22 protein-coding genes and 1 pseudogene are annotated in these 23,532 nt (G+C 54.7%); 18 read left to right on the top strand and 5 right to left on the bottom strand.

Going from position 1 to position 23,532, the window contains the following annotated elements:
- The 7 genes and pseudogenes from GYRE_RS20275 to GYRE_RS20245 all read left to right on the top strand — a co-directional run.
- Window positions 1–406 (top strand): PHP domain-containing protein (locus GYRE_RS20275; RefSeq protein ID WP_038257885.1); only part of this gene is annotated, 406 nt, incomplete at its 5' end.
- Window positions 403–1,023, top strand: a complete 621-nt coding sequence (locus GYRE_RS20270) for an L-threonylcarbamoyladenylate synthase (RefSeq protein ID WP_006819694.1) — start codon at window positions 403–405, stop codon at window positions 1,021–1,023. The genes GYRE_RS20275 and GYRE_RS20270, both read left to right, overlap by 4 nt.
- A 75-nt stretch (window positions 1,024–1,098) precedes the next feature.
- Window positions 1,099–1,659: a hypothetical protein gene (locus GYRE_RS20265; protein ID WP_006819695.1), complete on the top strand. Its 561-nt coding sequence runs from the start codon at window positions 1,099–1,101 to the stop codon at window positions 1,657–1,659.
- Window positions 1,660–1,795: 136 nt separating this feature from the next.
- Window positions 1,796–2,701 carry a 23S rRNA pseudouridine(2605) synthase RluB gene (gene rluB, locus GYRE_RS20260; RefSeq protein ID WP_006819703.1) on the top strand — a complete coding sequence of 302 codons (906 nt, stop codon included), beginning with the start codon at window positions 1,796–1,798 and terminating at the stop codon, window positions 2,699–2,701.
- A 179-nt stretch (window positions 2,702–2,880) separates the two neighbouring features.
- Window positions 2,881–4,242 (top strand): annotated as a pseudogene (locus tag GYRE_RS20255) (MFS transporter).
- A gap of 18 nt (window positions 4,243–4,260) precedes the next feature.
- Window positions 4,261–6,612, top strand: coding sequence for a beta-glucosidase (locus GYRE_RS20250; RefSeq protein WP_038257880.1), 2,352 nt, complete (start codon window positions 4,261–4,263; stop codon window positions 6,610–6,612).
- 23 nt (window positions 6,613–6,635) lie between these two features.
- The gene (locus tag GYRE_RS20245) at window positions 6,636–7,610 is read left to right on the top strand and encodes a helix-turn-helix transcriptional regulator (RefSeq protein WP_038257878.1); all 975 of its coding nucleotides are present in this window, start codon (window positions 6,636–6,638) and stop codon (window positions 7,608–7,610) included.
- Here the strand turns inward: GYRE_RS20245 and cobO are convergent.
- Both cobO and GYRE_RS20235 read right to left on the bottom strand, forming a co-directional pair.
- Window positions 7,582–8,172, bottom strand: coding sequence for a cob(I)yrinic acid a,c-diamide adenosyltransferase (cobO, locus tag GYRE_RS20240; protein ID WP_038257876.1), 591 nt, complete (start codon window positions 8,170–8,172; stop codon window positions 7,582–7,584). The two genes, GYRE_RS20245 and cobO, sit on opposite strands and share 29 nt — an antisense overlap.
- Entirely contained in the window at window positions 8,169–8,930 is a 762-nt protein-coding gene (locus tag GYRE_RS20235) for a YciK family oxidoreductase (RefSeq protein WP_038257873.1), read from the bottom strand. Before GYRE_RS20235 ends, cobO begins: the two co-directional genes overlap by 4 nt.
- A gap of 257 nt (window positions 8,931–9,187) precedes the next feature.
- Here GYRE_RS20235 and sohB point away from each other — a divergent pair, with 257 nt between their 5' ends.
- Entirely contained in the window at window positions 9,188–10,234 is a 1,047-nt protein-coding gene (gene sohB / locus GYRE_RS20230) for a protease SohB (RefSeq protein WP_038257870.1), read from the top strand.
- Window positions 10,235–10,268: 34 nt separating this feature from the next.
- Here sohB and GYRE_RS20225 read toward each other — a convergent pair whose 3' ends face one another.
- Window positions 10,269–10,520, bottom strand: a complete 252-nt coding sequence (locus GYRE_RS20225; protein WP_006819712.1) for a YciN family protein — start codon at window positions 10,518–10,520, stop codon at window positions 10,269–10,271.
- Window positions 10,521–10,912: 392 nt separating this feature from the next.
- Here GYRE_RS20225 and topA point away from each other — a divergent pair, with 392 nt between their 5' ends.
- From topA to acnA, 5 genes are all read left to right on the top strand, one after another.
- Window positions 10,913–13,510 carry a type I DNA topoisomerase gene (gene topA / locus GYRE_RS20220; RefSeq protein ID WP_038257868.1) on the top strand — a complete coding sequence of 866 codons (2,598 nt, stop codon included), beginning with the start codon at window positions 10,913–10,915 and terminating at the stop codon, window positions 13,508–13,510.
- A gap of 187 nt (window positions 13,511–13,697) precedes the next feature.
- Window positions 13,698–14,672: an HTH-type transcriptional regulator CysB gene (cysB, locus tag GYRE_RS20215; protein ID WP_006819715.1), complete on the top strand. Its 975-nt coding sequence runs from the start codon at window positions 13,698–13,700 to the stop codon at window positions 14,670–14,672.
- 340 nt (window positions 14,673–15,012) lie between these two features.
- A complete protein-coding gene (locus GYRE_RS24035) occupies window positions 15,013–15,162 on the top strand; it encodes a YmiA family putative membrane protein (protein WP_475556569.1) in 150 nt (49 codons plus the stop codon).
- Between the two features lie 308 nt (window positions 15,163–15,470).
- Entirely contained in the window at window positions 15,471–15,572 is a 102-nt protein-coding gene (ymiC, locus tag GYRE_RS25065) for a small membrane protein YmiC (RefSeq protein WP_237723264.1), read from the top strand.
- Window positions 15,573–15,738: 166 nt separating this feature from the next.
- Window positions 15,739–18,414: an aconitate hydratase AcnA gene (gene acnA / locus GYRE_RS20210; RefSeq protein ID WP_006819719.1), complete on the top strand. Its 2,676-nt coding sequence runs from the start codon at window positions 15,739–15,741 to the stop codon at window positions 18,412–18,414.
- A gap of 55 nt (window positions 18,415–18,469) precedes the next feature.
- On the opposite strand, the gene ribA is transcribed toward acnA, so the two are convergent.
- A complete protein-coding gene (ribA, locus tag GYRE_RS20205; protein ID WP_006819720.1) occupies window positions 18,470–19,060 on the bottom strand; it encodes a GTP cyclohydrolase II in 591 nt (196 codons plus the stop codon).
- Window positions 19,061–19,241: 181 nt separating this feature from the next.
- Here ribA and pgpB point away from each other — a divergent pair, with 181 nt between their 5' ends.
- From pgpB to yciH, 5 genes are all read left to right on the top strand, one after another.
- Complete coding sequence (gene pgpB / locus GYRE_RS20200) at window positions 19,242–20,009, top strand: phosphatidylglycerophosphatase B (protein ID WP_038257866.1); 768 nt, start codon at window positions 19,242–19,244, stop codon at window positions 20,007–20,009.
- Window positions 20,010–20,157: 148 nt separating this feature from the next.
- Window positions 20,158–20,466: a LapA family protein gene (locus GYRE_RS20195; protein ID WP_006819722.1), complete on the top strand. Its 309-nt coding sequence runs from the start codon at window positions 20,158–20,160 to the stop codon at window positions 20,464–20,466.
- A 6-nt stretch (window positions 20,467–20,472) separates the two neighbouring features.
- Entirely contained in the window at window positions 20,473–21,642 is a 1,170-nt protein-coding gene (gene lapB, locus GYRE_RS20190; protein WP_006819723.1) for a lipopolysaccharide assembly protein LapB, read from the top strand.
- 184 nt (window positions 21,643–21,826) lie between these two features.
- Window positions 21,827–22,561: an orotidine-5'-phosphate decarboxylase gene (gene pyrF, locus GYRE_RS20185; protein WP_038257863.1), complete on the top strand. Its 735-nt coding sequence runs from the start codon at window positions 21,827–21,829 to the stop codon at window positions 22,559–22,561.
- Window positions 22,562–22,563: 2 nt separating this feature from the next.
- Window positions 22,564–22,890: a stress response translation initiation inhibitor YciH gene (gene yciH, locus GYRE_RS20180; protein ID WP_006819725.1), complete on the top strand. Its 327-nt coding sequence runs from the start codon at window positions 22,564–22,566 to the stop codon at window positions 22,888–22,890.
- Window positions 22,891–23,017: 127 nt separating this feature from the next.
- Here yciH and osmB read toward each other — a convergent pair whose 3' ends face one another.
- Window positions 23,018–23,236, bottom strand: coding sequence for an osmotically-inducible lipoprotein OsmB (gene osmB, locus GYRE_RS20175; protein ID WP_038257900.1), 219 nt, complete (start codon window positions 23,234–23,236; stop codon window positions 23,018–23,020).
- Window positions 23,237–23,532: the final 296 nt, after the last annotated feature.

The raw sequence follows: 23,532 nt of genomic DNA, 5'->3' as shown, positions 1-23,532 counted from the left end.
CGTCTTTAAAAAGTATCTTGCACGTGGGAAAACCGGTTACGTTCCGCCGCAGTGGTGTACAATAGATCAAGCTATTGATGTGATTCATCATTCTGGTGGCAAAGCGGTACTTGCCCATCCCGGCAGGTACGATCTTTCCGCCAAATGGCTGAAGCGGTTGCTGGCATTCTTCGCCGAAAGCGGGGGTGATGCGATGGAAGTCTCGCAGTGTCAGCAGGCGCCGCATGAGCGCGCACAGCTTGCTACCTATGCCCGTCAGTATGGTTTGCTGGCGTCACAGGGATCGGATTTCCATCAGCCCTGCCCGTGGATTGAGCTTGGCCGCAAGCTGTGGCTCCCTGCGGGTGTTGAAGGCGTATGGCATACCTGGGAGCAGCCGCAAAACATAACCGAGAGGGAAGTATGAGTCAGTTTTTCTATATTCATCCTGAAAACCCGCAGGCTCGCCTGATTAACCAGGCCGTGGAGATCGTGCGCAAGGGTGGGGTAATTGTCTATCCGACCGACTCCGGCTATGCCCTGGGGTGTAAAATCGAAGAGAAGGGGGCGATGGAGCGAATCTGTCGTATCCGTCATCTGCCTGATGGCCACAACTTTACCCTGATGTGCCGGGATCTCTCTGAGCTCTCGACCTATGCGTGGGTCGATAACGTGGCGTTTCGTCTTATCAAGAACAACACGCCGGGCAACTACACCTTCATCCTGAAAGGGACAAAAGAGGTGCCGCGCCGTCTGCTGCAGGAAAAACGTAAAACCATCGGTATGCGTGTACCTTCCAACCCAATCGCTCAGGCTTTGCTTGAAACGCTGGGTGAGCCGATGCTTTCTACCTCACTGATGCTGCCGGGGAGCGAGTTTACCGAATCTGACCCGGAAGAGATCAAAGATCGTCTGGAGAAGCAGGTTGACCTCATCATTCATGGCGGTTATCTGGGGCAGCAACCGACGACGGTTATCGACCTCACGGAAGACTCGCCGGAAGTGCTGCGCGAAGGCGTGGGCGATGTGAAGCCGTTTCTGTAAAGTCAGCTGTCAGAGGGCGCCGGATGGCGCCTTTTATTTGCCTGCAATCTGGGGAGTAGGGTTGTGAAAATCGGGATGATGCCAGGAGTCCTGGCAGCCAGCGTGCTGCTCAGCGCCTGTAGCGTACATGAACCGGCACTGCCGGAAAGCGACCAAATTATTGACCTGCGTGTTAACGACAATGGCATGACGGCGGTGTCTCGCGATTACGTCTATTATTTCGATAATCAGCGCGGGCTGTATGACCGCTGGAAGGCGCTGTCGCAGGAGTACGGGAACCACGTTCGCGGCATGGCTATCCATTTCGAAGTGGACAAGCGTGACGTCGAAGCGCAGTACAACACCTGGATTGATGAAAAGGGGTTGAGCGCGCAGCAACGCCTGGATTTGACGCAGAAGTACGCCGCCGTACCGGCGAAAACCGCAGGGCAGCAGGTTGTCACGTTCCGCGCGACAGGGCACTGGGGTGAGACGCGCAACTTCAGCCAGGACAGCAGTTTCCAGCAGATGAACCCGCCAATTACCGTCACCATCAGTGACAAAACGCGGGGCATGAACCCACTCTGGGTACCGGTGATGGTCCCGGCATTTCCATTCATCATGGTGTACGGCTGTGCCACCGGGCCCTGTGTTTGAGACGTAAGCGAAACAAAGCGGATTACAGCGCAGATAAAACGCTGTATAATAGCAGGCTGATCTTTTCATAAGTTATTGAAAATAATCGCATAATTACATCCCGACGCCTGGGAAGGCGACAGCTAAAGGAAGCTCAATGAGCGAAAAGTTACAGAAAGTCCTGGCGCGAGCTGGCCACGGCTCCCGCCGTGAAATCGAAACCATTATTTCTGCTGGCCGCGTGAGCGTGGACGGCAAAATCGCCACGCTTGGCGATCGTGTGGACATTGTCCCTGGCCTGAAAATCCGTATCGACGGGCATCTTATTTCCGTTAAAGAGTCCGCCGAGCAGATCTGCCGCGTGCTGGCTTACTACAAGCCGGAAGGCGAACTCTGTACCCGCAACGACCCGGAAGGGCGTCCGACCGTGTTTGACCGCCTGCCAAAACTGCGCGGCGCGCGCTGGATTGCCGTTGGTCGTCTGGACGTTAACACCTGTGGTCTGCTGCTGTTCACGACAGACGGTGAACTGGCAAACCGCCTGATGCACCCGAGCCGTGAAGTTGAACGTGAATACGCCGTTCGCGTATTTGGTCAGGTGGATGAAGCGAAACTGCGCGATCTGTCGCGTGGCGTACAGCTGGAAGACGGTCCTGCCGCGTTTAAAACTATCAAGTTCAGCGGTGGTGAAGGTATCAACCAGTGGTACAACGTGACCCTGACAGAAGGGCGTAATCGTGAGGTTCGTCGCCTGTGGGAAGCGGTTGGCGTACAGGTAAGCCGCCTTATCCGCGTGCGTTACGGTGATATCCAGCTGCCGAAAGGCCTGCCGCGCGGTGGCTATACCGAGCTTGACCTGGCGCAGACCAACTACCTGCGCGAGCTGGTAGAGCTGACCCCGGAAACTACCTCAAAAGTGGCGGTAGAAAAAGACCGTCGCCGCATGAAGGCAAATCAGATCCGCCGTGCGGTGAAACGTCACAGTCAGGTGAACAGCAATAGCAGTAACCGTAACAACAACAGTAACCGTCGTTCCAGTACACGAAACAACGGTAACGGTTAATCCCTTGAAAATCCGGCGGAAATTCGCCGGATTTTTCTTTTCTGCTCCTCCTCCTGTGATGTTTTTCACACTTCTGTATAAAGACAAAAAACAGGAAATGCCCGGACAAATAACGCAAAGTAGCGCTTCAGGCAACGCCATATACTGTCGATACTGATTACAAAAACAGGTAGCCTAAAATGGATACAAGCAAAAAGTTATCGGCAAGCTATGTGGTTATAGGCGTAAAAGAAAAAATAGGGTACGGTTTTGGTGATTTCGCCTCGAATCTGTCATTTGGCTTTGTGTCGTTATTCCTGCTGTTCTTCTACACCAATATTTATGGCATTAGCGCTGTGCAGGCGAGCCTGATTTTTGTTATTGCGCGCGTTATTGATGCTATCTTTAATATTCTGATTGGCTTTGCGATAGATAAAGCGCACAGCCGCTATGGGAAATTACGCCCGTGGTTATTATATGGTTCCATTCCGCTGGGTTTCTTAACCGTCCTGTGTTTCCTGCCATTCGGTGGTGAGGCGAAATTTTATTTCGCGCTGATTTCTTACACCATTTATTGTCTGGCATACACGGCGGTGAATACGCCGTATTCCGCACTGACCAACCGCCTGACTCAGCATGAAGCCTCGCGTTCATCGCTGTCGGTGTACCGCTTTGTGCTGGCCATTGTCGGCTATCTGATTGTGTCCACCACCGCAGACCTGTTGATTTCACCTTTTAATGATAAACAGTTGGGCTATGTCTTTGCCGTCTCCTGCTTTGCGCTGCTGGCGACGTTCCTGTTCCTTGCCTGCTTCGGCATGACCCGGGAGCGCGTGGGCGAGGAAGAAGAGATGACGGCGCCGACGCTTCGGGAAATGCTGCGCGCGGTGATGGGGAATGCGCCGTTGATTAACCTGTCGATGTTTACCATCTTCTTTTATATCGCTTATACCGTCTGGATGGCGATTGCTATCTACTTTATTAAATACATCATCGGCAACGAGGGTTTCACCGCGACGTTCTTTATGATCCAGTCGGCCGCCTATATTGCCGGAACGGTTATCTCGGAAAAAATCATCGCCCTGATGGGCAAAAAAAGAATGACCCTGCTGGCACTGCTGATCGGTGTACTGGGTGTACTGATGCAATACTTCGTCGCTGGTAATAATATCTGGCTGATTATGACCGGGGTATGTCTCTACAGTATTACTTTAGGCATGGGTTTTGTTGCCATGTGATCAATGATTGCTGATACCGTAGAATATGCGGAGTGGCACCATGGTGTGCGCACCGAGGGCGCCATTTATGGCTTCTTTAATTTCATCACCAAAATAGCGATGGCCATTGGTGGCGGTTGTGCTGGCTGGATGCTCGATTATTATCACTACGATGCCGGGAATATTACTATCAGCGCAATTAACGGTATCAATATTCTGATGACGTTATTCCCCGGAGTAATGTTTGCATTGAGTGCAATATTCGTCGCCTGCTATTCGCTGGATGAAAAAACCTACCGCGATATCGTGCAAAAAATTAGCCTGCGCAAGCAGAATGCGCTGTAACTCAGGGAGCCAGAGAGAATGAATAGCCAATTTACCCGCATTATTGCCGCGATGACGGCGGAAGAGAAAGTCGATTTGCTGACCGGCAACGGCCTGTGGCGAACCGCGTCTTTACCCCAGCACGGCATTGCCGATATCGTGATGACCGACGGCACCTATGGGGTGCGCTACAGCAGCGCACAAATTGACGGCAGCGAAAAGTGGAGCATGGATGACTTCATCTCCGTCATTACCCAGACCGCCGACAAGGCGAACGGGGAGGAGTCTGCCGCCAAAGGCGGGAGCGAAGCCCTGTTCAGCACCTCGCTGCCGGCGACCTGCTTCCCGAACGGCTCGAGCCTCGCGTGTAGCTGGGACATCGATCTGGTGCAGCAGATGGGCCAGGCGCTGGGCAGAGAGTGCCAGCATATGGGCGTAGGTATTTTGCTTGGCCCCGGTATTAACATCCGTCGCACTCCGCTCGCCGGGCGTGGATATGAGTATTACGCCGAAGATCCGGTGGTGAGCGGTGATATCGCTGCCGCGCTGATTAATGGCCTGCAGCAGGAAGGGGTGGGCGCGAGTCTGAAGCACTTCGCGGCCAACAACTCCGAATACCGTCGTACCGAAATGGACTCCGTCGTGGAAGAACGCGCGCTGCGCGAAATCTATCTTGCTGGCTTCAGGAGGGCCATCGACAAGTCTCAACCATGGACGGTGATGTCCTCGTATAACCGCCTGAACGGCGTTCAGACCTCGCAGGATCCGTTCCTGCTCACTCAGGTACTGCGCGAAGAGTGGGGTTACGACGGACTGGTGATGTCTGACTGGTACGGCATTAAAGACCGTCCGGCATCGCTCATGGCGGGCAACGATCTCGCCATGCCGGAAACCCGTCGCGATAAGCAAACCCTGCTGGCAGCCATCAACGCCGGAGAGGTGCCGATGGCGGTCGTGGATACTGCCTGTCTGCGCATGCTTGCGCTACTGGATAAAGTACAGCGTCATCGCCGCCCGGATACCCAGGCCGATTTCCCGGCACATCACGCGTTATCACAGCATCTGGCTGCAGAATCCATCGTATTACTGAAAAATGACGACAACCTCCTGCCGCTGCGTGCGGAGAAAACGCCGCGCATTGCGGTGCTGGGCAAGCCGGCGCAGGAGCCGGTGATCCAGGGCTCTGGCTGTGCAACGACGGTGCCGTATCTGCTGGACAGACCGCTTGATGAGATCTTCGACCTCGCGGGCGATGATTTCACCGTGTCGTGGGCGGTGGGGGCACCGGATGACGTTCAAAGCGACGAACAGGCGCAGGCGCAGGCGCGTGAAGTGGCAAGCCAGGCCGATGTGGCGGTGATTTTTGTCAGCACCGCCGTGGGTGAGGACGGTGAGAACGGCGATCGTCATGACCTGAATATTCTGGCGGTGCACGAGCGGCTGATCCACGAAGTTTCGGCGGTTCAGACGAACGTGGTGGTGGTACTGGCAAACAGCGATGCGGTGGTTATGCCCTGGCTGCCGCAGTGTAAGTCGCTGCTTGAGACCTTCTTTGCCGGTCAGGGAATGGGACGTGCGGTGGCGGAGATCCTCTTCGGTAAACGCAACCCGAGCGGTAAACTGACGGTAACGGTGCCCAATACGCTGGAAGAAACCCCGGCCTGGCTGCATTACCCCGGTGAGAACCTGCAGCACTATTATGGTGAGGGGCTGTTCGTCGGCTACCGCTATTACGATAAACGCCGTATGACGCCGCTGTTCCCGTTCGGTTTTGGCTTAAGCTACACCCGGTTTACCTACAGTAATCTCACGCTGTCAGCCCCTGAGGCCGGTGAGAACGATACCGTGATGGTATCATTTGATCTCACCAACAGCGGCGAATGCGCGGGTAAAGAGGTGGTTCAGCTGTACGTCAGTGCTCCGCAGGGCGAACTTATCCGGGAAGAACAGGCGCTGAAGGCGTTCAGTAAAGTGGCGCTGGCCGCCGGTGAAACAACGCGAGTGACCCTGGCGCTGCCGATAGCCGACCTTGCCTGTTATCATCCTGGACTGAAAGCATGGGTGGTGACGCCGGGAGACTGGCAGATCCGGGTCGGTGGGTCTTCCCGCGACCTGCCGCTTGAGGCGGTGCTCAATGTGGCGTGCCCGCCGCGATTTGTACCGCTGCGCGATGATAATTCACTGCAGCAGCTGATTCAGCAGCCGGAGGCCTTTGCCCGCGTGGTGGCGCTGATCGCGAGTAAAAGCCCGGTTAGTCCGGAGCAGATCCGTGAAAAGCTCATCCGCCTGGCGCCGGATCTGTTCTGCGGGCTGCTGATTGCCCTGACCGAGTTTTTAGCGCTCGATATTACGCGCGAAGAACTGAATGCGGTGCTCGCCGGGCATGAGTAACCCTTAATCACAGGAGATGACGCGTGTTTCCCTTTTCGCTGACTCACCCTCGCCAGACTCCCGAAGCCGGGCGACAGACGCAAAACAGCGGCTATGAGCTGATTGCATTCGATGCTGAAAAGCTGAACGTGTTTGCCGCTCAGGTGCGCTACTGTGAGCCACACTGGCATCCTGCGCCAGAGCTGATTACCGTACTGAGCGGGTGTTTTTCGCTGGCGGTGGGCCAGCAAAGCGTTGAGCTTTCCGCGGGAAACATGCTGTATATCAACGCCGAAGAGGTACATTCTTTAAGGGCTGAAGTGGAGGGCAGCACGCTGGTGACCGTGCAGTTCTCTCCGGGGCTTTTTGATGAACTGCATCCCGCTCCACGCCTGAACTGGTGTACCCAGGAGCGGCCTGCGGATAACCATCACCAGCAGGTGCGCCAGCGCCTTGTGCACTTACTGGAAGCGATTATCGACTCCCATGCCCCGTTCCAGCGCATTGCTGCCATCTATCTGTTGCTTGATGCACTGACCGTGGCCGGAGAGCCAGACCAGCGCGCAGAGAGTTCGCTGCGTGAAGATGCGATGATAAAGAAGGGTATCGATTATATTAACCAGCATTTCGATCAGCCGCTCAGCCTGAGCGAGGTCGCGAACCACAGCGGCATGAGCTACTCGTGGTTCTCGCGGCTGTTCAAGAAAGTCAGCCGCTACAACTTCAAAGAGTATCTGACGCTGGTGCGGCTCAATAAGGCGCGGACGCTGCTGCGCGATACCCGCACCCCGATAACCGAAATTAGCCATAGCTGCGGCTTTCAGGAGCATAAATACCTGATAGCCGCCTTCAATAAATACTGCGGCCTGACGCCGACAGAGTACCGAAAACGCTACGTCGCGCGGCAAAACCTTCCCGATAGCGAACTGGCCTTAGGGGAAGACTGCTTGTGCCTGCCGCTGAATCAGACGCTTATTGATAAGCTAATGCCTAATAATCAATCCCCATCTGCGCCTTAACGCCGGCATCAAATGCATGCTTCACCGGGCGTAGTTCGCTGACGGTATCGGCAAGCTCGAGAATGTCGCGATGGCAACCGCGGCCGGTAATAATCACCGTTTGTTGTTCCGGGCGCTGGTTCAACGCGCCCAGAACCTCTTCGAGCGGCAGGTAGTCGTAGGCCACCATATAGGTGAGCTCATCGAGCAGGACCATATCCAGCGCCGGATCTGCCAGCATGCGCTTAGCGTGCTCCCACACTTCCAGGCAGGAGGCGGTATCGCTCTCGCGGTTCTGGGTGTCCCAGGTAAAGCCGGTGGCCATCACCTGAAACTCAACGCCGTGCGGCTCCAGTAAATTGCGCTCGCCGTTCGGCCAGGTACCTTTGATAAACTGTACGACGCCCACTTTTTTGCCATGTCCCACGGCGCGGGTAGCCGTACCAAAGGCGGCGGTGGTTTTACCTTTGCCGTTGCCGGTAAAGACGATAACAATGCCGCGCTCTTCCTGAGCTGCCGCTACGCGGGCATCCACTTTCTCTTTTACCTTCTGCTGTCGTTCGCGGTAACGTTCTTCACTCATTGCGAGATCCCCGGTTTGCGGCCCGGCTGGGCGTCAAAGGTCATGCCAGTCTTACGACGGCTGTCATCGCCCATCAGCCATAAATAGACCGGCATGATATCGGCGGGTGTTTTCAGTTTTAGCGGATCTTCCGTCGGGAACGCGCTCGCGCGCATGCCGGTGCGGGTTCCGCCCGGGTTGATACAATTGACCCGCAGATGACGGTTTTGATACTCCTCGGCAAGCACCTGCATCATCCCTTCTGTCGCAAATTTGGAGGCCGCGTAGGCTCCCCAGTTGGCGCGGCCTTCACGACCGACGCTTGATGAGGTAAACACCAGCGATCCGGATTCAGACTTCAGTAATAAAGGAAGCAGTGCCTGGGTCAGCATAAAGGTCGCGTTCACGTTCACCTGCATCACCTGTTGCCACACCTCAGGGCGCTGTTCCGCCATCGGTGCCACATCGCCTAACAGACCGGCGTTGTGCAGCACGCCGTCAAGGCGCGGAGCGTGGACGGCAACCTTCTGCGCCAGGTGCTGGCAGGACTCTGGCGTGCAGGTGAGTAAATCGAGGGTAAACCATGAGGCCGGGAGATGGCCTTCATCCTGAATCTGTTGGGCGACAGCCCGCAGTTTGTCTTCGTTACGGCCAAGCAGAATGACGCTTGCGCCGTAGCGGGCATAGGTGAGGGCTGCTTCACGGCCAATGCCGTCGCTGGCGCCGGTCACCAGAATAATACGATTTTGCAGCAAATCGCGTTGCGGTTGATAGTGCACGGGGACTCCTGTGGGGTCGCTTTTTCGACCACGCCTGGGTTCTGTTCGTCTGGCTTTCGGGCTTTATGCCCTAAACGGCGCGCTAATACAATCAGCCAGGCGGAAAGATCGTAGAGTTATTAACATTTTGCAACGGTTTCATCGGGCAGAAAAAAAACAGGAAGAGAGCTCGCAGCGTCAAATAACGCCGGAGACGGTAAGCAGGCGGTGTTGTACACTTAGCGCGAATGTTAGGTGATTTTAATCAAGGTGGAAGAGTGGAATTACTGTCTCAGTATGGGTTGTTTTTAGCAAAGATTGTCACGGTGGTGGTTGCGATTGCCATCATTGCTGCACTCATCGTTAACCTGACACAACGTAAACGACAGCGCGGAGAGCTGCGTCTGACTAACCTTAGCGAACAGTATCAGGACATGCAGGAAGATATGTCCGTCGCGATACTGGATCCCCATCAGCAGAAGCTCTGGCATAAGGCGCAAAAGAAAAAGCGCAAGCTTGAGGCGAAAGCAGCCAAAGCGAAGGCCAAACTCAACGTGACCCACGACCACGGTAAACCGCGCGTCTGGGTGCTCGATTTCAAAGGTAGTATGGATGCCCACGAGGTCAGCGGTCTGCGTGAAGAGATAACCGCCGTGCTGGCGGTGGCTAAACCGCAGGATGAAGTGTTGCTGCGTCTCGAAAGCCCCGGCGGGGTGGTCCATGGCTATGGCCTGGCCTCTTCACAGCTCCAGCGTCTGCGCGATAAGTCTATTCCACTCACCGTGGCGGTGGATAAGGTGGCGGCAAGCGGCGGCTACATGATGGCCTGCGTGGCGAATAAAATTGTCGCAGCCCCGTTCTCCATTATTGGCTCTATCGGCGTGGTGGCGCAGATCCCGAACTTTAACCGTTTTCTGAAGGGTAAAGAGATCGACGTCGAATTGCATACTGCCGGGCAATACAAACGTACCCTGACGATGCTCGGTGAAAACACCGAAGAAGGACGGCAGAAGTTCCGCGAATCGCTGAACGAAACCCACGACCTGTTTAAATCCTTCGTTAAGCAGATGCGTCCGACGCTGGATATCGATCAGGTGGCGACCGGCGAGCACTGGTACGGCGTACAGGCACTGGAGAAAGGGCTGGTTGATGAAGTACGCACCAGCGACGATCTGCTGCTCAGCCTGATTGCCGATCGTGAAGTGATAAGCGTCCGCTATCTGCAAAAGAAAAAGCTGATGGACCGCTTTACCGGCAGCGCCGCAGAGAGCGCGGATAAACTGCTGCTGCGCTGGTGGCAGCGCGGGCAAAAGCCGATGGTCTAAAAAGCAAAACGCGGGGTAAACCCCGCGTTTTTGTTTAATCAATCAGGTGATATTTTTCTGAGAGCTCGTGCGCCAGGTATTTAAACATATTGAATACCGCGGTGCTCTTCGGGGTAGGCAGCCCTTGTTCATCAAGGAAATACTCACCGCTAAAGACCAACACCCCATTACGTTGCGTGACGCCGGTGGCCTCAATGCCTGCAAGCGTATCTTCATGCTCACGAATGAGTCGGTTAGCTTCTACGAGAAGGGTTTGTTTATCGATAGGTTGGGTATTAGACATCATTCACTCCTGGAAATCTCTGCTGCTAGTTTACGCCCCAAAGGCGCACTCGGGCAAATTTTCCCTTGTCTTTACACGGACATCAAGCACGTGAGGTTGCTGGCAGGATTTGCTTTTGCATGCTAATAAAGTTGCGTAACGAATTTTATCAGGTACAGTGTGACGCTTTCGGCAATCTGGCAACAGATTTGCTTGACATTCGACCGAAAATTCTTCGTGCTATACCACCTGGCGAGAACCGTCAGTACGCTCAGCCATCTGGCACTGGCATTCTGGGGCCGTAACGCTCAGGGGTTGATATCCATTGGCGCTGCCGCAATATCAAGGCTCGTCGCCAGTGGAAGGTGAATCTGTGTGCGATGTATTCTGGAAGAATCAAATTAGGTAAGGTGAATATGGGTAAAGCTCTCGTTATCGTTGAGTCCCCGGCAAAAGCCAAAACGATCAATAAGTATCTGGGAAATGACTACGTGGTTAAGTCCAGCGTCGGTCATATCCGCGATTTGCCGACCAGTGGCTCAGCCTCCAAAAAGAGCGCTGACTCTACCTCCACCAAAACGGCTAAAAAGCCTAAAAAGGATGAACGTGGCGCGCTTGTCAACCGTATGGGCGTTGACCCATGGCATGACTGGAATGCGCACTACGAAGTGCTCCCGGGCAAAGAAAAGGTAGTTTCAGAGCTCAAACAGTTGGCGGAAAAAGCCGACCACATCTATCTCGCAACCGACCTTGACCGCGAAGGGGAAGCCATTGCATGGCACCTGCGGGAAGTGATCGGTGGTGATGAAACGCGATACAGCCGCGTGGTGTTCAACGAAATCACCAAAAACGCGATCCGCCAGGCGTTCGAAAAGCCAGGCGAGCTGAATATCGACCGAGTTAATGCCCAGCAGGCGCGCCGCTTCATGGACCGCGTGGTGGGTTATATGGTGTCTCCGCTGCTGTGGAAGAAAATCGCCCGCGGCTTGTCCGCCGGTCGCGTTCAGTCCGTTGCGGTTCGTCTGGTGGTAGAGCGCGAGCGTGAAATCAAAGCTTTCGTCCCGGAAGAGTACTGGGAAGTCGATGCCAACGTGACGACGCCGGCCGGTGAGAACCTGCCGCTGCAGGTGACACACCAGAAAGATAAGCCGTTCCGCCCGGTGACCGGTGACGAAACAATGGCTGCCGTCGCGCTGCTGGAAAAAGCGCGCTACAGCGTGCTCGATCGCGAAGATAAACCGACCAGCAGCAAACCTGGCGCGCCGTTTATCACCTCAACGCTCCAGCAGGCTGCCAGCACCCGTCTGGGCTATGGCGTGAAGAAAACCATGATGATGGCCCAGCGTCTGTATGAAGCGGGTTACATCACCTATATGCGTACTGACTCCACCAACCTGAGCCAGGACGCGGTCAGCATGGTGCGCGACTATATCAGCGACAACTTCGGCAAAAAATATCTGCCGGAGAACGCGAACCAGTACGCCAGCAAAGAAAATTCCCAGGAAGCGCACGAAGCTATTCGTCCGTCTGACGTCTCCGTTCTGGCTGAAAGCCTGAAGGATATGGAAGCCGACGCGCAGAAACTGTATCAGCTTATCTGGCGCCAGTTTGTCGCCTGCCAGATGACGCCGGCCCAGTACGACTCAACCACCCTGACGGTGGAAGCCTCTGAGTTCAAACTGAAGGCGCGCGGTCGTACCCTGCGCTTCGACGGCTGGACCAAAGTGATGCCCGCGCTGCGTAAAGGCGATGAAGATCGCACGCTGCCGGCGGTGAATAAGGGCGATACGCTGTCCCTGATTGAACTGCTGCCTGCGCAGCACTTCACCAAACCGCCAGCGCGCTTCAGCGAAGCCTCTCTGGTGAAAGAGCTGGAAAAACGCGGTATCGGTCGTCCGTCCACCTACGCGTCAATCATCTCCACCATCCAGGATCGTGGCTATGTGCGTGTGGAAAACCGTCGCTTCTATGCCGAAAAAATGGGCGAGATCGTCACCGATCGTCTGGAAGACAACTTCCGCGACCTGATGAACTACGATTTCACTGCCCAGATGGAAGATCACCTCGATGAGGTGGCTAACCATAAGGCGGAATGGAAGCAGGTACTGGATAACTTCTTCGGTGATTTTACTCGTCAGCTGGAAACGGCAGAGAAAGATCCGGAAGAGGGCGGCATGCAGCCGAACCAGATGGTGCTGACCAGCATCGACTGCCCGACCTGTGGCCGTAAGATGGGGATCCGTACCGCCAGCACCGGGGTATTCCTCGGCTGTTCAGGCTATGCGCTGCCGCCGAAAGAACGTTGCAAAACCACCATTAACCTGGTGCCGGAAAACGAAGTGCTCAACGTGCTGGAAGGCGACGACGCTGAAACCAACGCGCTGCGCGCCAAGCGTCGCTGCCTGAAATGCGGCACGGCGATGGACAGCTACCTCATCGATCCGAAGCGCAAGCTGCACGTCTGTGGTAACAACCCGACCTGCGACGGCTACGAAATCGAAGAAGGTGAATTCCGCATCAAGGGCTATGACGGTCCCGTCGTCGAGTGTGAAAAATGTGGTTCTGAAATGCACCTGAAAATGGGGCGTTTTGGTAAGTACATGGCCTGTACCAACGACGACTGTAAGAACACGCGTAAAATCCTGCGTAACGGGGATGTGGCGCCGCCGAAAGAAGATCCGGTCCCGCTGCCGGAGCTGCCGTGTGAGAAATCTGACGCCTGGTTCGTACTGCGTGACGGCGCTGCCGGGGTCTTCCTGGCTGCTAACACCTTCCCGAAATCACGTGAGACCCGCGCGCCGCTGGTGGAAGAGCTGTACCGCTTCCGCGATCGTCTGCCGGAAAAACTGCGTTATCTGGCCGATGCGCCGCAGACCGACGCAGAAGGCAACAAGACTATGGTCCGCTTCAGCCGTAAGACCAAACAGCAGTATGTCTCGTCAGAAAAAGACGGCAAGGCAACCGGCTGGTCAGCCTTCTTTGTAGACGGTAAGTGGGTGGAAGGTAAGAAGTAATTTCTGCCTGACCGGGTAGCATTTTTGTGAAAGGGCCGCTTAGCGGCCCTTTTTTTATAACAGCGTTATTATTTTTTAGTCACATCTATACAGTTCAGGTATAAATGATATAGTGGTTATAGTTAACCACCTTCTTATACTCAAATCGTCTTAAACGATGAGTCGTCAGCGCTAATCGGGTACCTGCATGAAACTACAGCAACTCCGCTATATCGTTGAGGTTGTCAATCACAATCTCAACGTTTCATCGACGGCTGAAGGGCTCTACACCTCGCAGCCTGGCATCAGCAAGCAGGTACGCATGCTGGAAGATGAGCTGGGGGTCCAGATCTTCGCCCGCAGCGGCAAGCATCTTACCCAGGTCACCCCGGCAGGGCAGGAGATCATCCGCATCGCCCGTGAGGTGCTGTCGAAGGTCGAAGCCATTAAGTCGGTTGCCGGTGAGCACACCTGGCCTGATAAAGGCTCGCTGTACGTCGCCACCACCCACACCCAGGCTCGTTATGCGCTTCCCGGCGTGATTAAGGGCTTTATCGAGCGCTATCCTCGCGTGTCTCTGCACATGCATCAGGGGTCGCCGACACAGATTGCTGAGGCGGTCTCAAAAGGCAATGCGGACTTCGCCATTGCCACCGAAGCGCTGCATCTCTATGACGATCTGGTGATGCTGCCGTGCTATCACTGGAACCGCTCGATTGTGGTGACCCCCGATCACCCCCTGGCGGCGAAATCGTCGGTCACTATTGAAGAGCTGGCGCAGTACCCGCTGGTGACCTATACCTTCGGCTTCACCGGGCGTTCAGAGCTTGATACGGCGTTCAACCGCGCTGGTCTGACGCCGCGCATCGTCTTTACCGCCACCGACGCTGACGTGATAAAAACCTATGTACGCCTCGGTCTTGGCGTTGGGGTGATCGCCAGCATGGCCGTAGATCCGGATTCAGACCCGGATCTGGTGAAACTCGATGCGCAGGGCGTTTTCAGCCACAGTACCACCAAGATTGGCTTCCGTCGCAGCACCTTCCTGAGAAGCTATATGTATGATTTTATTCAACGATTCGCCCCACACCTGACGCGCGACGTCGTCGATACCGCCGTGGCGCTCCGCTCTAATGAAGAGATAGAGGCGATGTTTAAAGATATTAAGTTGCCAGAGAAATAATACCGTCAGTGATAAATGAAATCCCCTCTTCAAGGGGGGATTTCGTGAATAAGATCACTAAAGCTAAATTAGAATTGCCTGCATTATCATTCTTTCGTGACAATTCCCCACGCCGCTTTCATTCGTAAGTTTCATCTCACATCATGCGCTGTGAGCAAAGTAGAAACTATTTCTCCGCTATGCAAATTTTGCCGTTCAATTATTTCTTCGACGTCAAAAGATTAAATAATTCCATGGAATTGATTGGCAAATTCACTGGATTTTTGACTAAATTTTAATTAGGATTTATCCCAATGACGATTAATTGCGCCAATTGTTTGGTGCTTTAGCGATAAGTGAAATCTATCATATGAGGTTAGCAATGCCATCAGGAAGCGAAGAGCCGCAAAGGGATCCGGCACTTAAGCGTAAAGCCTGGCTAGCGGTTTTTGTGGGTTCCACTGTGTTCTGGGTCGTTATCGCCGTACTTATCTGGAAATATTGGGGTTAACTATGGTTGTTTCTGGTCAATCTGTAGTCGTTAAGCCAGTGTGTCAGTCAGATGAACAGTGCGAACCATCTGAGAAGGTGGTGGCAACGTCTGTTCCGGAGTCCTGGAAGTTAACTCCGCAGCAGAAAGCTTTTATTGAAGCGTTCATCGAAGAAACTCCGGCCCAGAAAAAATAATAAATTATTAATTAACCCATCTTTTCGTCAGGATTTATTTCCCGACAGCATGGTTGTATTTACACGACAGCAATAATGTGCTTCCACTACGATGGCAGTGTTCAGGAATGAATATTATTAACGGGTGTGAATATGACTAATAATCATAGCGATATGAAATACTGGTCGTGGATGGTTGCCTTCCTGCTGTCAATTCTCTTCTGGAGCGAACTGGCACATCTCTTCATCAGTTAATCGATCGTCAAACCCGGCCCGTGCGTCGGGTTTTGTTTTTACGGCAGTTTTCACCGATTTTATCAATTCGGGTTGTTATCAAATCGTTACGACATGTTTGTGTTATCTTTAATGACAGACCCTGTGGATTATCAGGGAATCCAATCTCTGCCATTAAGGAGGAGCTATGTCGTCGACCCTACGAACAGCCAGTAAGGATACATTGCAGGTCAAAGATAAAACGTATCACTACTACAGCCTGCCGCTGGCATCTAAAACCCTCGGGGATATTTCCCGTCTTCCCAAATCTCTCAAAGTTCTGCTCGAAAACCTCCTGCGCTGGCAGGACGGGGATTCCGTAACCGAGCAAGATATCCAGGCGCTGGCCGGATGGCTTAAAAACGCCCACGCCGATCGAGAAATCGCCTATCGCCCGGCTCGCGTACTGATGCAGGACTTCACCGGCGTACCGGCGGTGGTGGATCTGGCCGCCATGCGTGAGGCCGTGAAGCGCCTGGGGGGAGATACCGCTAAAGTCAACCCGTTGTCACCGGTTGATCTGGTCATTGACCACTCGGTGACCGTAGACCACTTTGGCGATGATAGCGCTTTTGAAGAAAACGTTCGTCTGGAGATGGAGCGTAACCACGAACGCTACGTCTTTCTGCGCTGGGGCCAGCAGGCGTTTAGCCGCTTCAGCGTGGTGCCACCGGGCACCGGCATCTGCCACCAGGTGAATCTGGAATACCTTGGCAAAGCCGTCTGGAGCGAAGAACAGAACGGGGAGTGGGTGGCTTATCCGGATACCCTGGTCGGTACTGATTCCCACACGACGATGATCAACGGCCTCGGCGTGCTGGGCTGGGGCGTGGGGGGCATTGAAGCGGAAGCAGCGATGCTCGGGCAACCGGTCTCGATGCTCATTCCGGACGTCGTCGGCTTCAAGCTGACCGGCAAACTGCGCGAAGGGATCACTGCAACCGACCTCGTGCTTACCGTCACGCAGATGCTGCGTAAACACGGCGTGGTGGGTAAATTTGTTGAATTCTACGGCGATGGACTGGATTCATTGCCGCTTGCCGATCGGGCCACCATCGGTAACATGTCGCCGGAATATGGCGCGACCTGCGGCTTCTTCCCCATCGATGGCGTGACCCTCGATTACATGCGCCTCAGCGGGCGTAGCGAAGAACAGATTGCGCTGGTAGAGGCGTACGCTAAAGCGCAGGGGATGTGGCGTAATACGGGTGATGCACCGGTATTTACCAGCACGCTTGAGCTTGATATGGGCGACGTCGAGGCAAGCCTTGCCGGGCCAAAACGCCCGCAGGATCGCGTAGCGCTTGGCGATGTCCCGAAAGCCTTCAACGCCAGTAACGAGCTGGAAATCAACGCCGCGCAGAAAGACCACCGTCCGGTGGATTTTTCGCTGAACGGTCAACAGTATCAACTGCCGGAAGGCGCGGTGGTGATTGCCGCGATCACCTCCTGTACTAACACTTCTAACCCGAGCGTGCTGATGGCCGCCGGTTTGCTGGCGCGTAACGCGGTAAAACGCGGTCTGAAACCGCAGCCGTGGGTCAAAGCCTCGCTGGCGCCAGGCTCAAAAGTGGTTTCTGACTACCTGGCACACGCGAAGCTCACGCCGTTCCTGGATGAGCTGGGCTTTAACCTGGTGGGTTACGGTTGTACCACCTGTATTGGTAACTCTGGCCCGCTGCCGGAGCCCATTGAAACCGCCATCAAGCAGGGCGATCTGACGGTGGGCGCGGTGCTTTCCGGTAACCGTAACTTTGAAGGGCGTATCCATCCGCTGGTGAAAACCAACTGGCTGGCCTCACCGCCGCTGGTGGTTGCCTATGCGCTGGCCGGTAACATGAACGTTAACCTGACGACCGATCCGCTGGGCCAGGACCAGAATGGCAACCCGGTGTATCTGAAGGATATCTGGCCGAGCGGTCAGGATATTGCCCGTGCGGTAGACGAAGTCTCGACGGAGATGTTCCACAAAGAGTACGCCGAGGTATTTGAAGGTACGCCGGAGTGGAAGGCCATCAAAGTCACGCGCTCAGATACCTACGGCTGGCAGGATGATTCAACCTACATCCGCCTCTCGCCATTCTTCGATGAGATGGGCGTGAAGCCGGATCCGGTTGAAGATATTCACGGGGCGCGAGTGCTGGCGATGCTGGGAGATTCGGTCACAACAGACCACATTTCACCGGCCGGGAGCATCAAAGCCGACAGCCCGGCGGGGCGCTATCTGCAAAATCATGGCGTTGAGCGTCGGGATTTTAACTCCTACGGCTCACGTCGCGGCAACCACGAGGTTATGATGCGTGGCACCTTCGCCAACATCCGTATTCGTAACGAAATGGTCCCGGGCGTCGAAGGTGGTATGACGCGGCACCTGCCGGAAACCGAGGCTATCTCTATTTACGATGCGGCAATGAAGTACAAAGACGAGGGAACACCGCTCGCGGTTATTGCAGGTAAAGAGTATGGATCAGGCTCCAGCCGTGACTGGGCAGCTAAAGGGCCGCGTCTGCTGGGGGTGCGAGTGGTGATTGCCGAGTCCTTTGAGCGTATTCACCGCTCTAACCTGATAGGGATGGGGATCCTGCCGCTGGAATTCCCGCACGGTGAGACGCGTAAAACGTTGAAGCTGACCGGGGAAGAGCGGATTGATATCGTTAATCTTAATCAGATTAAGCCGGGGGGAGTGATTCCGGTGACGTTAACCCGCGCGGATGGTAGCAAAGAGACGCTGCAGTGCCGCTGCCGTATCGATACGGCAACGGAGCTCACCTACTACCAGAACGACGGTATTTTGCATTACGTGATACGCAATATGCTGAACTAAACGAAAAGGGCCAACTCAGCGTTGGCCCTTTCATTTTTTAGCGTTGCTTTTGAGCCTACTCGCTCAGCAGGTGGCCCATTTTTGCGGCCTTGGTATCAAGATAGTGTTCGTTTTTCGGATTACGACCGACCAGCAGCGGAACGCGCTCAATGATGTTGATGCCCGCTTCGGTCAGCACTTCCACTTTCTTCGGGTTATTGGTCAGCAGACGCACTTCATCCACGCCGAGCAGTTTGAACATATCGGCACAGAGGGTGAAATCACGCTCGTCGGCGGCAAAGCCCAGTTGATGGTTGGCTTCCACCGTGTCATAGCCCTGGTCCTGCAGCGCATAAGCGCGAATTTTATTCAGCAGGCCGATATTACGACCCTCCTGGCGGTGATACAGCAGGACGCCACGGCCTTCTTCTGCAATATGTGTCAGGGCCGCTTCCAGCTGAAAACCGCAATCACAGCGCAGGCTAAAGAGCGCGTCGCCCGTCAGGCACTCCGAATGTACGCGTGCCAGAACCGGTTGCTGCCCGGAAATATCGCCGAAGACCAGGGCCACGTGATCCTGCCCGGTTGCCAGTTCTTCAAAGCCCACCATCAGGAAATCGCCCCAGGGGGTTGGCAGTTTGGCTTCTGCCACACGTTTAAGCTGCATGTGATTCTCCAGATTACGCCAGCACGCAATGTGCTTTCTGTTTCCCTTTATTTTGCCACATTGCGACGGACTTCACCTAATTGCCTGCAAACGCTGCTGCACAAACTGCAAAATTTTACCACTTTGAGCGAAATACGCATTTTCAGTTATGATGACAGCAGAAAGGGAAAAAGGAGTGAAAATGCTGTCGATTGCCCGACGTATCGCCATCGGTACTGCTGTATTACTTATCATGCCCGCTGCGGTATGGATCTCAGGCTGGCGATGGCAGCCTGGCGCTGACAGCGGGTGGTTAAAGGCCATGTGGTGGGTCACCGAAACGGTAACGCAGCCGTGGGGTATTATCACGCACGTGCTGTTGTGCGGGTGGTTCCTTTGGTGCCTGCGGTATCGTCTGCGCGCCGCCGTGATGTTGTTTGCCATTCTTGCCGGCGCGATCCTCGTCGGGCAGGGCATGAAATCGTGGGTGAAAGAGCAGGTTCAGGAGCCGCGTCCCTTCGTTGTCTGGCTGGAAAAAACACAGCAGGTCCCAACGTCTGCGTTCTACAATTTAAAGCGTAAGGCACGCGGAGCCCTGGTGGAAAAACAGCTCACGCAACAAACAGAAATTCCTCAATTTTTACGCCTTCATTGGCAAAAAGAGACCGGATTTGCTTTTCCCTCCGGCCACACCATGTTTGCCGCGACCTGGGCGCTGTTAGGCGTTGGGCTATTATGGCCGCGCCGTCGGACGCTGACCATTGTTGTTCTGCTGCTATGGGCTACTGCGGTGATGGGGAGTCGGCTGCTGTTGGGGATGCACTGGCCGCAGGATTTAATTGTGGCGACTCTGATGTCCGGGCTGCTGGTCACCATCGCCACCTGGCTTGCACAAAAAGTCTGTGGGCCACTGACGCCACCGATAGAAGAAGTGCCGGAAATTAAAAAGCGCGAGCAGGAAGGGCCGTAAGGGTTGATTTTCTCCTGTGTTAACCGCAGATCCTGTGGGTGGAATGCGGTTAACCGTTTCGCCGGTGCAGCGAAGATGGTACTTTATAGGGCTGGAAGCGCCATGCTGCATATAATTTATTCGCACAAACCGCATAACGGGAAGTCATGTGAAATATTTACTCATTTTCTTAGTGGTGTTGGCTGTCTTTGTTATCTCAGTGACGCTGGGGGCGCAAAACGATCAGCTGGTGAACTTCAATTATCTTCTGGCGCAGGGCGAGTTCAGAGTGTCAACGCTTCTGGCAACGCTGTTTGCGGCCGGGTTTGTCATCGGTTGGCTGGTGTGCGGCATTTTCTGGCTGCGCGTCCGGGTCGGACTGATGCGCGCTGAGCGAAAAATTAAACGCCTTGAGCAGCAGATTGCACCGGCAACGGTCACCACGTCAGAACCGGCTGCTCCGGCCGTGAAGGAATAATTATCTATGCTGGAGTTGTTGTTTCTGCTTCTGCCCGTTGCGGCTGCCTACGGCTGGTATATGGGGCGCAGAAGTGCACAACAGTCTAAAGCAGACGATGCTAACCGTTTATCCCGTGACTACGTCGCGGGGGTTAACTTCCTGCTCAGCAATCAGCAAGATAAGGCGGTAGACCTGTTCCTCGATATGCTTAAAGAGGATACCGGTACCGTCGAAGCCCACCTGACGCTTGGCAACCTGTTCCGCTCCCGCGGCGAAGTTGACCGCGCCATCCGTATTCACCAGACCTTAATGGAAAGCGCTTCGCTGACCTACGAGCAGCGCCTGCTGGCCGTACAGCAACTGGGCCGTGACTACATGGCTGCCGGGATGTACGACCGCGCCGAAGATATGTTCAGCCAGCTGGTGGATGAAACCGATTTTCGCATCAGCGCACTGCAGCAGCTGCTGCAAATCTACCAGGCCACCAGCGAGTGGCAGAAAGCCATCGACGTCGCCGAACGTCTGGTGAAGCTCGGCAAAGAAAAGCACCGTGCGGAAATCGCGCACTTCTGGTGCGAGCTGGCGCTGCAGCAGATGGCAAATAACGACATGGATAAAGCCATGACGCTCCTGAAGAAAGGAGCGTCGGCAGATCGCAACAGCGCGCGTATCTCTATCATGATGGGGCGCGTGTGGATGGCGAAAGGCGACTACGCGAAAGCGGTAGAGAGCCTGCTGCGGGTTATCGATCAGGACAAAGAGCTGGTTAGTGAAACGCTCGATATGCTCCAGACCTGTTACCAGCAGCTCGGTAAAGACGACGAGTGGGAAACCTTCCTGCGCCGCTGCGTGGAAGAGAACACCGGTGCGACCGCAGAGCTGATGCTGGCTCAGGTCATGGAGCAAAAAGAGGGGGGCGACAGCGCCCAGACCTACATTACCCGTCAGCTACAGCGCCACCCGACGATGCGCGTCTTCCACAAACTGATGGATTACCACCTCAATGAAGCGGAAGAAGGGCGTGCGAAAGAGAGCCTGATGGTACTGCGCGACATGGTAGGCGAACAGGTTCGCAGTAAACCGCGTTACCGCTGCCAGAAGTGCGGGTTTACCGCCTATACCCTGTACTGGCACTGCCCGTCCTGCCGTGCCTGGTCAACGGTGAAGCCAATTCGCGGCCTCGATGGGCAGTAATTTTTAAAAAAACCTGATTTTAGTTACAACATACTACTCGTGTTTAACTGCTCATCACCTCGGCATCGTGCCACCATTGTCGGGCAGGGAATCGGACCTGTTAATTTGCTGACTTCCCCGGTAGAATGCTCGCCGTTTACCTTTTTCGCGCCTGAACTGCGCCCATCAACAAGAAGGTCCGCTCATGACGTCTACCGTTTCATCTCCTTCCTCCGTGGTTACCGCTTCTCCCGTTGTTGTTGCACTCGATTACAACAACCGTGACAAGGCGCTGGCATTTGTCGACCGTATCGACCCGCGCGATTGCCGTCTGAAAGTCGGAAAAGAGATGTTCACCCTGTTCGGGCCACAGTTTGTCCGCGAGTTGCAGCAGCGTGGGTTCGAGATTTTTCTCGATCTCAAATTCCATGATATTCCTAATACCACGGCGCATGCCGTAGCCGCCGCGGCCGATCTCGGCGTCTGGATGGTGAACGTCCATGCTTCCGGTGGGGCACGTATGATGACCGCGGCGCGTGAAGCTCTGCTACCCTTTGGTAAAGATGCGCCGTTGCTGATTGCCGTTACCGTGCTCACCAGTATGGAAGCGAGCGATCTGCAGGACCTCGGTGTGACGTTGTCACCTGCTGATTATGCCTCTCGTCTGGCGGCGCTGACCCAAAAATGCGGGCTGGATGGCGTGGTCTGCTCTGCTCAGGAAGCGGTGCGCTTCAAACAGGAGCTGGGCCAGGCGTTCAAACTGGTGACTCCGGGCATTCGTCCGGCCGGCAGCGATGCAGGCGATCAGCGTCGCATCATGACGCCAGAACAGGCGTTGAGTGCCGGAGTGGACTACATGGTCATCGGTCGTCCGGTTACCCAATCGGCGGATCCGGCGCAAACCCTGCGTGATATCAACGCGTCATTGCGTCAGGAGTAATCATGAGTGATTCCAACAGCCGCCTGGTGTATTCCACCGAAAGTGGCCGGATCGACGAACCTAAAGCCGTTGTTGAGCGTCCGAAAGGCGACGGTATTGTCCGTATTCAGCGGCAGACCAGCGGGCGCAAGGGAAAGGGCGTGTGCCTGATTACCGGTATTGACGCCGACGATGCCACCCTCACCAAACTGGCGGCTGAGCTTAAAAAGAAATGCGGTTGCGGCGGGGCGTTGAAAGATGGCGTTATCGAAATTCAGGGTGACAAGCGTGATCTGATTAAATCACTGCTCGAAGCCAAAGGCATGAAGGTCAAACTGGCGGGCGGTTAAAATATATTCTTTTTACCCGGCTGCAATAAATTGGGCCACGGGGAAAATCCCCGTGGCCCATATTTTTGGTGCGTAAGTCAGACCTGAATAACCGAATACTTTATTATCGTTATGGGGTCGTCGAGGCTTATTTACCCACCTGATGACCGATAAGACCACCTACTGCTGCGCCGCCCAGCGTGCCCAGCGCACTGCCGTCGGTTAATACAGCACCACCGATGGCACCGGCGCCTGCACCGATAGCGGTGTTACGATCACGCTTGGACATGTTAGAACATGCGCTCAGTGACATTACCAGGGTTACTGCCACTACAGCCGCGGCCATTTTTTTGCTCATTGAAGTCATCATCTTATTTTCTCCTGAATATACGATTCATGGAAAAGACACCTTTTAAGCATAGTACGTTTGGTACTCACTTAACGGAATTCCATAAAACGGGTATGCGTATTGAACAAGCCGTGTAAAAAATCACGCAGGTGATAATCACATCCTGTTATATCGCTAATATTAATTTTACGTTTTTTGGCTTGACCAGACAGGTAAAAACTCTGAATTGCCGCTTCGGAAAACTCTCATACCGATAGCGTCAGGAAGCTCGACTGAAGAAAGAAAAGCCCGGCAGCGCAGCGCTCACCGGGCCT

The organism is Yokenella regensburgei ATCC 49455, from assembly GCF_000735455.1.
Classification (GTDB): Bacteria; Pseudomonadota; Gammaproteobacteria; order Enterobacterales; family Enterobacteriaceae; genus Yokenella; species Yokenella regensburgei.
Note: the sequence above shows the minus strand (reverse complement) of the source record. Positions and strands in the feature narration are given on the sequence as shown.